Raw genomic sequence first — 12,744 nt, 5'->3', positions numbered from 1 at the left:
GGCACCATGGAACCGTGACTCCTCTCCCGGCCCCGACCGACCTGACGCTCGAGGAGAAGGTGTCGCTCACCAGTGGTGCCGGGTTCTGGCGCACCGAAGCGATTGAGCGCGTTGGAATTCCGTCGATCGTGCTGACCGACGGGCCGCACGGCGTGCGAAAGCAGAGGGCCGGTGCCGACGGTATCGGCGACAGCGAGCCTGCGACCTGCTTTCCTCCGGCTGTCGCACTCGGCTGCTCGTGGGATCCCGCACTCGTCGCGCGAGTGGGCGCGGCGATCGGCGCGGAGGCCGCCGCCCAGGACGTGGCGGTGCTGCTCGGTCCCGGTATCAACATCAAGCGCACCCCGCTGTGCGGGCGCACCTTCGAGTACTTCTCCGAAGACCCCGTCGTCTCCGGGGTGCTGGGCGCGGCGATGGTCTCCGGTATCCAGAGCCGCGGGGTGGGCGCCTCGCTGAAGCACTTCGCGGCCAACAACCAGGAGACCGACCGGATGCGGGTCAGCGCCGACATCGACGCCCGCCCGCTGCGGGAGATCTACCTGCGGGCCTTCGCCCACGTCGTGCGCGAAGCGCAGCCGTGGACGGTGATGTGCTCCTACAACCGGATCAACGGCGTCTACACCGCGCGGGACCCGTGGCTGCTGACGACGGTGCTGCGGGAGGAGTGGGGCTTCGACGGTGTCGTCGTCTCGGACTGGGGCGCCGCCGACGACCGTCCGGCGTCGCTGGTCGCCGGCCTGGACCTCGCGATGCCCGGCCCTACCCGCGCCGGGGACGCGGCGATCCTGGCCGCCGTCGAGGCCGGCACGCTCGCCGCGCAGCGGGTGGACGAGGCGGCGGGCCGGGTGCTGCGGTTGATCGAGCGGGCCGGAGGCCGGGGCGCCGACCCCGTCGACCAAGACGCTCACCACGCACTGGCCCGCGAGGCGGCCGGGCGGTCGATCGTGCTGCTGCGCAACGACGGTGACCTGCTGCCCCTGCGGCCTGACACCAGCATCGCCGTCATCGGCGCCTTCGCCGTCGAGCCCCGCTACCAGGGTGGCGGCTCGTCGAAGATCAACCCGACCCGTCTCGACACCGCCCTCGACGAGATCCGTGCTCTGGCAACCGGAACCGTCACCTATCACCCCGGTGACCCGCTCGATGACGCCGTCGCCGCCGCATCGGCTGCCGACGTCGCCGTCGTGTTCCTCGGCCTGCCGGCCGCGGCGGAGTCCGAGGGCTACGATCGCGACGGAATCGACCTTCCCGCAGCGCAGTTGGCGCTCCTCGACGCGGTGCGGCTGGCGAATCCGCGCACCGTGGTCGTGCTGTCCAACGGCGGGGTGGTGGCGCTGCCGTTCGCCGAGGACGTGCCCGCGCTGCTCGAGGGCTGGCTGCTCGGCCAGGCCTGCGGCGGCGCGGTCGCCGACGTGCTGTTCGGTGTGGTCAATCCGTCGGCCAAGCTGACCGAGACCATCCCGCGGCGACTTCAGGACACGCCGGCCTACCTCGACTTCCCGGGCGAACACGGCCATGTCCGTTACGGCGAGGGCCTTTTCGTCGGCTACCGGTGGTACGACGCGCGGGATCTCGACGTCGCTTTTCCGTTCGGCCATGGGCTGAGCTACACCACCTTCCACTACGGCGACGCGTCGGCCGCCGTCGACGACGCCGGCGGCATCGCCGTCGAGGTGTCGGTGACGAACACCGGTGCGGTGGCCGGGCGGGAGGTCGTGCAGGTCTACACCGGCGTCCGCGACAGCGCCGTCACGCGGGCCCCGCGGGAGTGCAAGGCGTTCGTCTCGGTGCCCCTCGAGCCCGGTGAGACACGTGAGATCCGCCTGACCGTCCGGCGAGAAGACCTGGCCTATTGGGACATTCGTGTCGACGGATGGGTCGTCGAGGCGGGGACTTACACCATCGAGGTCGCCGCGTCGAGTCGCGACGTGCGCGCCTCGCTGAGCGTCGACGTCGCCGGTGACGACATCGGGTTGCCGTTGACGCGGATGTCGTCGATCGGCGAGGTGTTGGCGCACCCGGTGGCCGGCCCCGCGCTGGCCGAGGCGATGGCGTCGGCGATGCCGGATGCCGGTAGCACCGCGGGGATGATGCCCGAGGGGGTGGACGTCGCGCGGATGCTCGACGGAATCCCGATCCAACGGGCAATCGTGTTCGCCGCCGCCGGTGGCGCCGACGTCGACCCGGCGATGATCGACGCCCTTCTGGAAGCGGCCGACCGGCCTGCGGACTAGGGCAGGTGCCGGGTGGTCATCAGACCTTCGGTCAGGTCGCGGCGCACCTGCTCGACCATCGATCGTGCTCGCAGCGGCGGACTTTCGGTGTGCGCCTGCTCGGCGACACCGGTGATGACGTCGGTGAGCGCGGCCACCGAGGACCACCGGGGCTGCCACCCCAGTTCGGTACGGGCCCGCCCGCAGTCCAGCAGGGGGACGCTGAACGCCAGGTCGAGCCAGCCGCGGTCGATCGGTTGCAGGCGCATCCGCCAGCTGAGATCGACCAGTGCGCCCAGCACCCGGGACGGTACGTGGACGGGGAAGGAGCCCAACACTTTCGCCACCTCGGTGCGGGTGACGGGCGGTTCGGCGGCCAGGTTGAACGCTCCGGTGGCACGGCGTTCGATCGCGCGGACCACAGCCGCGGCGACGTCGTCGGCATGCACCAGCGGGATGCACAGCCGGCGGTCGAGCGGGAGCACCGGCAGCAGCGGAACCGCGAGCATCGGCACCCAGCCGGGTAGCGCATACCGCATCAGCCCGCTCGCCGCCGCGCGCTGCACGATGAAGCCGGGTCGCATCCGGGCGATGCCCACGCCGGCGTCGCCGTGGTCGCGCTCGTAGTCGTCGAGCAAGCCTTCAGCGGCCGACTTGTCGCGGCTGTACGGCGAGGACGGGATGCCGGAGGTGCACCAGGACTCGTCCACCCGCCGGGCATACCGGCCGCCGGCGTAGGTGCCGACCGACGACATGTGCACCAGCTGGCCGACCGAAACATCGTGTGCCGCGTGCAGAACGGCGGTGGTGCCACCGACACCGACACGGGTCAGGTATTCGGTGTTGCGCGTCGGCTGGAAGCCCCAGGCCAGGTGGACCACCGTGTCAGCACCCTCGAAGAGGGGCCGCAGCCGGGTCGCGGCGTCGGGCTCGGCGAGGTCGACGCTGTGCCAACGCACGGTGTCGTAGACGCCGGCCGGTTCCGGCGGCCGGCGCACCACGCCGACGATGTCGTGACCCGGCGCGTCCTCGGCCAGCCGGCGCAGCAGTGCGGTGCCGACGTTGCCCGACGCGCCGGTGATGACGATGCGCATCAAGCTGTCGCCGCGGGGCTGTCGGGCACCGGCATCGCCTCAGCCGCACCGACGCCCGAGGCCGGTACGTACTCAGAACTCGTCGACCGGCCGCGTCGGCGCCCGGCGATCACGAGCGCGGTGAGCACAGCCCCGGTGGTGATCACGGTGGGCCAGAACAGCAGCTGGGCCAGCGCGATCCTACGTTGAACCTTCAGGCCCGTGCGGGCCGCCGACCGCGTTCGGCTGGTGACGCTCATGTGTGTGGCCTCCGCTTCGTGGGTGTGCCTCGGCCATACCCTGGCCATCGGGGCCGCAAACGCCCGTGTCGTCGTCGGCTTCGGGTTTGTGGAAGGTGACGTCGACGCGTTGGAATCCCTTGGCCTGCTGGGCTTCGGCCTGGCCGGCGTACATCTTGCGGTCCGCCTCGGTGAGCTCCACGTTGTCGGTGAACGGCGTCAGCAGGGCGCGGGGGTGCAGCCGGTTCACCCGGACGGCGTTGATCTCCGCGCACACCAGAAGCGATGTCGACACCAGGTACAGGAACGCCATCAGGCCGAGCACGATCGCGAACACACTGTTGGTCGCGCTGGCCGAGCCCAGTACGTGGGCCACGTACGCCGCGCCGAACCACTGCAGCATCTGCCAGAGCGCTGCGGCCGTGATCGCCCCGGGTAGGACGTCGCGGTAGCTCAGCGGCCGCACGGTGGTCACCCGGAACGCGGCGACGCACACCGCCGTGTTCAACGCCAGGGACGCGAGGACGACTCCGGCGGTGCCCAGGAACCCCAGGCCGGCCCACGCCCTGCCGACCGCGGTCAGCACCGTCGTCCCGATGACCGCCGACCCCAGCACGATCAGCAGCATCAAGCTGTACAGGCGCGCCCGGATGGGATCGGGACGCGTGTACCGGGGGACCGCCCACACGGTGTTCATCGCGTTCTGCAGGGCGTTGCCGACGCCGAGCCCGCCATACAGCGCGCCCGCGATGCCGATGATCACCGCGGTGGTGCCGCCGCTGAGGGCCTCGGGTCGGCTGAGCTGGTCGCCGATCACCGGGAACTGGTCGATGGCTGCGCTGACGATCTCGTCGCGCCACTGCGGCCGGCCCGACAGCACCACGCCCAACAGCGTGGTCAGCAGCAGAAGCAGCGGGAACAGCGAGACGAAGGCGTAGTACGTGATCAGTGCGGCCAGATAGCCGGCCTGATCGTCGACGTACTTGTAGACCACCGCGATGGCGAAACCGGCCGCCCGGCTGCGTTGCTGCAAGCGATCGAGCCACTTGACCATCGTGACCTCCCACGCCTGTCCGGCTTTGCGCCGCAGCGGGGATACCCGTTCACCTGCGCAGTCATGCCCGCTTTCCGTGGGAGCGCCGCAGGGTGCGGCCGCGCTCGCGCAGCGCATGCTCCTTTTCGGCGTTCTTGTCGATCACCTTGGTGTCGCGCAGCGGAAGCTGCAGAAGATCCTCGGCGGGGATTCCGGCCTGCAGCTGGCGGCCACGCTCGAGTTCGGCGTCCACCTCGGCGCCGAACAGCAGCGCCAGGTTCGTCAGCCACAGCCACAGCAGGAACACGATGACCCCGGCGAGAGTGCCGAACGTCTTGTTGTAGCTGCCGAAGTTGGCGACGTAGAAGCCGAACAGCAGCGACGCGACGATCCAGGTGAGGATCGCGATGGCCGCCCCGACACTGATCCAGCGGAACTTGGGCTGCTTGACGTTGGGACCGGTGAAGTACAGCGTCGCCACGCCCACGACGACGAGCAGCAGCAGCACCGGCCACCGGGCGATGTTCCACACCGTGAGCCCGGTCTGGCCGATGCCGAGGTGGCCGCCCACCGCCTCCGCGACCGGTCCGCTGACCGCGAGCAGGAGCGCCGCGATGGCCGCGACGATCAGCCCGCCGAACGTCAGCCCGAGTTGCTGCAACCGAAGCTTCCACGCCGGGCGGCCCTCCTCGACCTCGTAGATGCGGTTCATCGCACGGCCGAAGGCGCCGACGTAGCCCGACGCCGACCACAAAGCGCCGAGGAGGCCTGCCACCAGCGTGAATCCCGCCGACGGCGCGTTGACGAGCTGCTCGATCGGCTGGCGCAGAACGTCGACGGCCGCACCGGGGCTCACGTCGTCGACGATCCCGAGGATGGTGTCGGCGGTGCGCTCGCCCTGGCCGACGACACCGAGCAGTGACATCACCACCAGTAGTGCGGGGAACAGCGACAGCACCGCGTAATAGGTCAGCGCGGCGGCGAGGTCCATGCACTGGTCGCGGGTGAATTCGCCGGCGGTCTGGCGCAGGACGTAGAGCAGCGACGGCCGGGTCAGCTCGGTCGGGGAGTCCGGCTTGTCGGGATCGTCGGCGTCGGGCCGGTCCTCGACGTCCTGCGCGGGCCGCGGCGGCTCGGCGGGTTCGGTGACCGGGGTGCCGACTGGGCCCGCAGGGCTCGGCGGCTCCGGCCGCTCGTCGGCGGCCTTGCGCGTCGTCAGGGCTCCGGTCGCCAGGCCGGCCAGGAAGGCGCCGGCCAGTGCGGCGGGGCTGCGCCTCGGGCGGGGTGGCGTGAGCTGCTGTTGCATTGCCCGGTATTGCCCTCCGGGCGGCGGCCCGAAACGTCGCGTCAGAACGCGTAACGGATCCGGCACTCCGGCAGCGTGGCGCCGATGAGGTCCCAGTCCTCGACGTTGCCCTCGTTGCCGTACAGCCCGGGGATCGCCTGGTGGGAGGCCACCTCGATCCGTTCGGCCTCGGGATACCGGGCGAGCACCTGACGCGCGCGGGGGAAGCGGTCGATGCCGGGCTCGTGGTAGGTCCGTTTCACGTCGAGCAGCCGGCCGGCGAGATCGGGGGGAGTCCGGCGGGTCACCGAAGGTCAACGCCCTCGCCGCCGCCCCGGTTCCGGGTTTGTCCGGGCACGCAACGGGCACTCCTCGAAAATGACGGAACCGAAGACGGAGCCCTCCACCGGGGAGCTTCTGGGTCAGTTGTCCTCGCAGACGTCACGCTTGGTTCGTGACGAGCTGCGGTTGGCGCAGAAGGAAATGCAGGAGTCGGCCAAGCACGCCGGCGTGGGTGCCGGCCTTGCCGGCGCGGCTGGACTGCTCGCAGTCCTCGGGTTGGCCACCCTCATCGCGGCTGCTGTCGCCGCGCTCTCCCTCGTGCTGCCCGTATGGGCGGCCGCGGTGATCGTGGCGGTGGTGCTGTTCGCCGCGGCGGGCATCGCCGCGCTGATCGGCAAGAAGCAGGTCGAGAAGGTGCCGCCACCGGCATCGGTGTCGGTGGACAGCGTGAAGACCGACATCGCCGAGTTGAAGGGAGCCCGTCATGGCAGTACAGCCTGATCCGCGGCCCGAGCCGGGGCCGGACGCCGGTGTCGACGAGCTGCAGGCCGACATCGAGCGCACGCGCGCCGAACTCGGGGAGACCGTCGGAGCGCTCTCCGACAAGCTGGACGTCAAGGGGCGCGCTCAGCAGAAGGTCGCCGAAACGAAACAGGCTGTGGCGCAACGCAGTCACGACGCGCTCGACACCGCCAAGGCGAAGCCGGCCGTTCCGGTGGGTGTTCTGCTCGCCGCAGCCGCGACACTGGGCGTGCTGATCTGGCTGCGCCACCGGCGCTGAGATCAGTCGATCGGCCACGGTGCGTTCGCGTACGCTGACCCACCGTGATCGAGATCCCCCTGAGCGAGATGCGGAACTGGTTCGGCTTCGGGGTGGCGGGCAATTTCGCCGGACACCTCGAACAGGCCGGGGAGGCCGTCGATTTCGTCAACGTGGCCAGTGAGGGAGCCGCTCCCAAGGGCATCTTCCCGTGGTACGCCCCCGGAGCGGAGAGCTTCCTCGGGGAGTTTCCGCTGTCCAATGACGCGATCCAGCTGCCCGCCGAGAGCCCCGAGTTCTCAGGGCCGCTGAACCTGCAGATCGAACCCGAGGTCGGGTTGGCGTGCCGGGTGGTGTGGCAGGGCGACACGATCGTGACTCTGCAACCGTTCGCGCTCGGCGCCTTCAACGACTGCTCTATCCGCAGGCCGGGCGCCAAGAAGATCAGCCACAAGAAGAACTGGGGCCCGGCCTCCAAGGGCGTCTCGGAGTCGTTCTTCGAGATCAGCGACCTGACCCCGGACGGGCCGACCGCGTCGCTGCGCCTGGTCTGCTTCCTGCACTCCGACGGTGCGGAGCACGCCTACGGCGTCGACAGCCCCCTGATCGGCTACTCGTACTACGGCGAGGTCCTGCTGGACTGGATCGTCGAGCGGCTCGCCAACCAGAAGGGCTCACCGGAGACCCCGCTGGAGGATGTCGGTGCGCTGATGGTGGCCAGTGGCCACCCCGAACACGTGCTCATCGGCATCGGCGCCACCCGCTACACAGATCTCGGGGAGAGCACCTACCTCAAGACAGGTGACGACGCGATCGTGCGGGTCTACGACACCGACACCGACGCCGCCGCGGAGCTGCGCCAGACGGTGCGGTAGCGGCCCACTCGGGTCTCCCTGGAATTTCTGCGCGGTCGCAGGCATTCCTTTTGGTGATGCCGCAGGGGCGGCCACGACGGAGGAGACCGAGATGACCGATCAGCACACCGTGCGGCGGGCCCTGCTGATGAGTGGCATAGGCGCGGTCGCCGCGGCCGGCCTGATCGGTCCCGGTGCGGCGAGCGCCGACGCCGCCGACGCCTGTCCCGACGTGCAGGTCGTCTTCGCCCGGGGCACGGCCGAACCCACAGGCCTCGGCCGAGTCGGTGAGGCGTTCGTCGATGACCTGCGCGACCAACTCGGCGGCCGCACCGTCACCGCCTCGGCCGTGAATTACTCTGCGTCCTACGACTTCCTGCAGTCCGCGCCCGCCGGCGCCGACGACGCCAGCGCTCAGATCCAGGCCACCGCCGCCCGCTGCCCCGATACCCGCATCGTGGTGGGCGGGTATTCGCAGGGCGCGGCGGTGGTGGATCTGATCACCGGCGATCCCGCCGCCACGTTCGGGTTCGGACGCCCGATGCCGGCCCCCGTCGCCGACCATGTCGCCGCCGTCGCGGTGTTCGGTAACCCCGCGGGCCGGATCGGGCGCATCCTGACCACGTCGAGTCCGCTCTACGGTGCCAAGACCATCGACCTGTGCAACGGAGCCGACCCGGTCTGTTCCGACGGCGACGACCGGCCTGCCCACAGCCACTACGTGGAGTCCGGAATGGTCACGCAGGCAGCTGATTTCGTCGCGAGCCGGCTCGCAGGCAGTGTCCCGGCCGGCGTTCTCGTCAACGCGTCGGGCACCGCGGGCTGATCCCCGTCGCCCAATGCGGTCCGCAGTGACCGCACGGCGTGCGACAGTGCCACGGTGGCGACGACTGTTGCGATCATCGGGGCGGGCCCCGGCGGACTGGTCGCCGCGCGCTGGCTCGCTGCGCAGGGTTTCGAGCCGCACCTGTTCGAGCAGGCGCCCGCACTCGGCGGCCAGTGGACTGGTTTGGACGGCACCAGCGGTGTCTGGCCGGGCCTCTACACCAACACCAGCCGCGTCCTGACGGCGTTCAGCGAGCTGCCCCACACCGGCGACCAGACGTTCCTCGCCGCCGGCGACATCCGCCACTATCTGAACCGCTACGCCCAGACGTTCGGACTCGTCGACCGAATCCGGTTGTTCTCCAGAGTGTTCCGGCTGAGCCGGGGCGCGCGTGGCTGGACCGTCGAAACCGAAAGTGGCGCAGAGATGTTTGACAGGGTCGTGGTGGCCAGTGGACGCTTCCAGACCCCCGCGCTGCCGACGGTGCCCGGCCTGGAGTCCTTCGCCGGCTCGGAGGGGGTGACGTCGACATTTCACTACCGCGGCGCCGAACGGTACCGCCGCAAACGAGTGCTGGTCGGCGGGTGTGCGGTCAGCGCATTGGAGATCGCCGCCGAACTCGCGCAGGGTGGTGCCGACGCCGTGATGGTGACGCAGCGGCGGCAGCGCTACGTGCTGCCCAAGTTCGCCGCCGGCGTCCCGTCGGATCACCGCATCTTCACCCGCTACGGGGTGTTGGCAGACGAACAGCTGCCGAGGTCGGCCGTCGATCGGCAGCTTCGCGACATCGTGACCGACGCCGGCGGCAGCCCCGAGCAGTACGGGGCGCCGCGACCGGACCCGTCGCTGTTCGCGGCCGGGGTCACGCTGAGCCAGCACTACCTTCCGCTCGTCGCCGAGGGCCGGATCGGGATCCGGCCGTGGCTCACGTCGGTGTCCGGGCGAGACGTGACGTTCGGTGACGGCAGCACGACGCCGTTCGACGGCATCGTCTTCGGTACCGGATTCGCCCTCGATCTCCCGTTTCTCGATGACGACATCAGGGCCACCGTCGCGCTCGACACCGTGCACATCGACGCCGACCGGTACACCTTCCACCCGGACCTGCCGGGTCTGGCGTTCGTCGGGATGTGGGACCAGTCCGGCGGCTACTTCGTGCCGCTGGAACTGCAGGCACGCTGGATCGCCTACGTCTGGGGCGGGGTGATCCCGCCGCTTGATCCCGCAGCGCAGCGCGCATCGATCGACGCGTACCGGGCGCGGCGCGGCCTGTCGCAGAAGACCCGGATGAACATCGCGGCCATCGCCTTCGCGCGGGCGGCCGGCTGCGAGCCGGACCTCGACTCGTGGCCGGACCTGCGGCGCGCCCTGTTGTTCGGACCGCTCGCGCCCAGCTGCTTCCGGCTCGACGGTCCCGATGCCCTGCCCGGCGCCGCGGAGACGTTCGCCCGCGACGCGGCGGCGTTCGGCGCGATCATGTCGAATGCGTTCACCGCCCGCGAGCAGGAGCAGTGGGAGCTGCTGCGCGAACGGAGCTGACTCAGCGCCGCAACGCAGCCAGCTCCGCGCGTGAGCGCACACCGAGCTTGGCGTAGATGCGGGTCAGGTGGTACTGCACGGTCTTCGGCGAGACGAACAGCTCCGCGGCCACGTCACGATTCGACAGCCCTCGGGCCACCAGCGTGGTCACCGCCTCCTCCTGGGGCGTGAGCTCGATACCGTCGTTGGTGTCGCGCACCTGGTTGAGGCCGCCTGCCTTCAGCTCGCGGTCACAGCGGGCCACATAGGTCGCCGCGCCCAGCGACGCATAGAGTTCGCGGGCGGCGCTGATCGCCGCATCGGCGGCCCGGCGCTTGCCCGCCCGGCGCAGGGTCTGCCCGTAGGCGAAGTTGACCCTGGCTGCGTCGTAGCGCAGCGGCAGCCCGTCGAGCTGGGCCAGCGACTCGTCGAAACATATTCGTGCCGCGGCGATGTCGCCGCGGGCGCCAAGGAGTCGCCCCCGGACATACCCGAGCCGGGCCTGCGCGCTGCGGTGCCCCCGTGCCCGCGCACGCTGCTCGTGGGGCCGCAGGAACTCTTCGGCGCCGGCCAGGTCGCCGTCGAGGACCAGCGCGTTGGCGAGCAGATCCGGCCACGGCCAGTATCCGGGCTCCTGCAGGGACGTGCCCGTAGCGATGCGGCGCAACGGGTCGACGAATCTGCGCACCGCGGGGTAGTCGGCGTGGGCCTCGGCGATCTGACCCTGGAGCAGCAGCGTCGGGATGCGCATCATCGCGTACTCCCCCGTGCACACCGCGGCCGTCCGCGCGGCTTCGGCCGCCGCGTCCCAGTCCCCTCGCAGCGCGGCGATCTGACCGGCGGTCCACTCCAGAAGCGGTGTCACCAGGACGATTCCACTGCTGTCGGCCAGCAGCCGTCCGTGTGCGACGCTGACCATCGCGTCGTCCCACTCGCCCGTCACGAACTGCACGCGGGCCAGCCATCCGTACGCCCACAGGGTGATCCGCGTCGATCCGCCCAGCGATGCTGCGGCGACGGCGGTCTCCAGACTGGTCCGGGCCGCGTCGACGTCATCGCGCATCAGTTGGACCCATCCGCGCCCCATCGCCACCCGCTGGGCCTGTGGGCCGTGACGGACACGGGCGGAGAGTTCCTCGTAGGCGGACGTCGCCCGCCGGGGCTGCCCGGCGGCCAGCAGGCCCAGCCCGCGGATCGCGCTCGCCTCGATGGCGGCGGGTGATCCGGGATCGGCGAGCTCCAGGGCGCGGTCGGCCCAGTGCACGAGCTGGTCTCCCTGGCAGTGCACGAGGGCATGCAAGACGTGACGCTGCGCGATGAACGCCGCGGTGCCGGGGTCACGTCCGGTGTTGACGATGTCCCACGCGCGTTGCAGGCGCAGTTCTGCTTCGGTGGCTCTCCCGCGCAGGATCGCCAGGTAGGCCAGAACCGCATTGCGCAGCGGTGTTTCGCGCAGACTCTCCACCACGGGCACCAGCGCCGCGGCGCCGATGCAGTCCCCGGCCGCCACCAATGCATCCACCGAGAGCATCAGCCGCTCGTCGCGCAGCAGCGGATCGGCGGTCAGCCGGCCGGCGTCGCGGAACAGCTCGGCGGCCTGCGCCCAGGCGCCGTTGTTGCCGTGGGAACGGGCCAGCGTGTCGACGTCGTCGGCCAGCGCCGGGTCGGGCACCGGGGTGGCGGCCACCCGGTGCCGCAGCCGCGCCGCGGGATCGGTGACGACGTCGGCTGCGTGCCGGTGCAGTTCGGCCGTCGCGCTGATGCCTGTCGCGTCGATCACCGCGGCGGCGGTCAGGCTCTCGGCCCACCTCGGTTCGGCGATGTCGCGGGGTGCCAGCAGTCCGGCTCCGATCGCGGATTCCAGTGCGGCCAGGGGATCGTCGACACCGGCGAGCAGGGCCGCGTCGGCGAGGCTGCTGTGCTCGCCGAGGACGGCCAGCGCCACCACGAGGGCGCGGCCACCCGGCCCGGCGCCGTCGAGCTGTGCGGCGACGCGGCGCGCGACGGCCCGAGGCGCGGGCAGCCTCGCATCGGTGCGCGTCCATGTCGCGGCGGGTACCTCGTCGAGCAGGTCGCGGACGTGGCGCGGGACGCCGTCGGTCAGCCGGGTCAGTCGCTCGGCCATCGCGGGATGCAGGATCCGGCCGGTCGCCGAGGCCAGCTCGGCGACCTCACTGCGCGACAAGCCCGTCAACCGGATCTGCTCGGCATCCAGATCCGGTGTGGGCAGCCGCGAACCGTCGGTGGCCAGCACCACGGTCACGGGCAACCCGCGGTGGTGCCGCGACAATGTCGAAACGGCTTGCAGCGAGACGAGATCCGCGTGCTGGGCGTCGTCGATCACGACCAGCACGGGATCGTCACCCGTGAGGGCGTGGGCCAGTGCGTCGGCTGCGGCGATGGGGTCGGTGGGGGCGGCTTCCTGCAGCAGCTGGCTCACGACGCCGCCGGCCAAATCCGTTTCCCAGGGGGTGGCGGTGGCCCAGCGCGCCGCGGGAAGGCGCTCCGCCACCTGCCGCAGCAGCGCGGTCTTGCCGATACCTGCCGGGCCGGTCACGGTGAGCAGGCTGAAGCCGCCGGAGCGGGCCATGGCGCATCGCCGTGTCAGCTCGTCGATCTCGCGGACGCGGCCGACGAACGCGACGGACGTCCCGGTCACGA

Annotated in this window: 11 protein-coding genes; 6 read left to right on the top strand and 5 right to left on the bottom strand. The window is 70.9% G+C overall.

Features of this window, described 5'->3' with window-relative positions:
* Nucleotides 1-14: 14 nt before the first annotated feature.
* The gene (locus G6N45_RS02955; RefSeq protein WP_163720340.1) at nucleotides 15-2,234 is read left to right on the top strand and encodes a glycoside hydrolase family 3 C-terminal domain-containing protein; all 2,220 of its coding nucleotides are present in this window, start codon (nucleotides 15-17) and stop codon (nucleotides 2,232-2,234) included.
* Here G6N45_RS02955 and G6N45_RS02950 read toward each other — a convergent pair.
* The 4 genes from G6N45_RS02950 to G6N45_RS02935 form a co-directional block, all read right to left on the bottom strand.
* Entirely contained in the window at nucleotides 2,231-3,307 is a 1,077-nt protein-coding gene (locus G6N45_RS02950; protein WP_163720339.1) for an NAD-dependent epimerase/dehydratase family protein, read from the bottom strand. The two genes, G6N45_RS02955 and G6N45_RS02950, sit on opposite strands and share 4 nt — an antisense overlap.
* Nucleotides 3,308-3,487: 180 nt before the next feature.
* Nucleotides 3,488-4,579 carry a YihY/virulence factor BrkB family protein gene (locus tag G6N45_RS02945; protein WP_163720338.1) on the bottom strand — a complete coding sequence of 364 codons (1,092 nt, stop codon included), beginning with the start codon at nucleotides 4,577-4,579 and terminating at the stop codon, nucleotides 3,488-3,490.
* Between the two features lie 61 nt (nucleotides 4,580-4,640).
* Nucleotides 4,641-5,864, bottom strand: coding sequence for a YihY/virulence factor BrkB family protein (locus G6N45_RS02940; RefSeq protein ID WP_163720337.1), 1,224 nt, complete (start codon nucleotides 5,862-5,864; stop codon nucleotides 4,641-4,643).
* A gap of 41 nt (nucleotides 5,865-5,905) precedes the next feature.
* Nucleotides 5,906-6,151, bottom strand: a complete 246-nt coding sequence (locus tag G6N45_RS02935) for a hypothetical protein (protein ID WP_246228859.1) — start codon at nucleotides 6,149-6,151, stop codon at nucleotides 5,906-5,908.
* Nucleotides 6,152-6,221: 70 nt separating this feature from the next.
* Here G6N45_RS02935 and G6N45_RS02930 point away from each other — a divergent pair, with 70 nt between their 5' ends.
* The 5 genes from G6N45_RS02930 (at nucleotide 6,222) to G6N45_RS02910 (ending at nucleotide 10,104) form a co-directional block, all read left to right on the top strand.
* Entirely contained in the window at nucleotides 6,222-6,626 is a 405-nt protein-coding gene (locus tag G6N45_RS02930) for a phage holin family protein (protein WP_057150157.1), read from the top strand.
* Entirely contained in the window at nucleotides 6,610-6,906 is a 297-nt protein-coding gene (locus G6N45_RS02925; RefSeq protein ID WP_163720336.1) for a DUF3618 domain-containing protein, read from the top strand. Before G6N45_RS02930 ends, G6N45_RS02925 begins: the two co-directional genes overlap by 17 nt.
* Before the next feature lie 44 nt (nucleotides 6,907-6,950).
* Nucleotides 6,951-7,760, top strand: coding sequence for a DUF5718 family protein (locus G6N45_RS02920; protein WP_163720335.1), 810 nt, complete (start codon nucleotides 6,951-6,953; stop codon nucleotides 7,758-7,760).
* Between the two features lie 91 nt (nucleotides 7,761-7,851).
* Nucleotides 7,852-8,565 carry a cutinase family protein gene (locus G6N45_RS02915; RefSeq protein ID WP_163720334.1) on the top strand — a complete coding sequence of 238 codons (714 nt, stop codon included), beginning with the start codon at nucleotides 7,852-7,854 and terminating at the stop codon, nucleotides 8,563-8,565.
* 54 nt (nucleotides 8,566-8,619) lie between these two features.
* A complete protein-coding gene (locus tag G6N45_RS02910) occupies nucleotides 8,620-10,104 on the top strand; it encodes a flavin-containing monooxygenase (RefSeq protein ID WP_163720333.1) in 1,485 nt (494 codons plus the stop codon).
* Between the two features lies 1 nt (nucleotide 10,105).
* Here G6N45_RS02910 and G6N45_RS02905 read toward each other — a convergent pair whose 3' ends face one another.
* Nucleotides 10,106-12,742, bottom strand: a complete 2,637-nt coding sequence (locus tag G6N45_RS02905) for a helix-turn-helix transcriptional regulator (protein WP_281353825.1) — start codon at nucleotides 12,740-12,742, stop codon at nucleotides 10,106-10,108.
* Between the last annotated feature and the right edge of the window lie 2 nt (nucleotides 12,743-12,744).

The organism is Mycolicibacterium psychrotolerans (assembly GCF_010729305.1).
GTDB lineage: Bacteria > Actinomycetota > Actinomycetes > Mycobacteriales > Mycobacteriaceae > Mycobacterium > Mycobacterium psychrotolerans.
The sequence above is the reverse complement of the archived record's forward strand: the minus strand, read 5'-3'. Positions and strand labels throughout refer to the sequence as shown.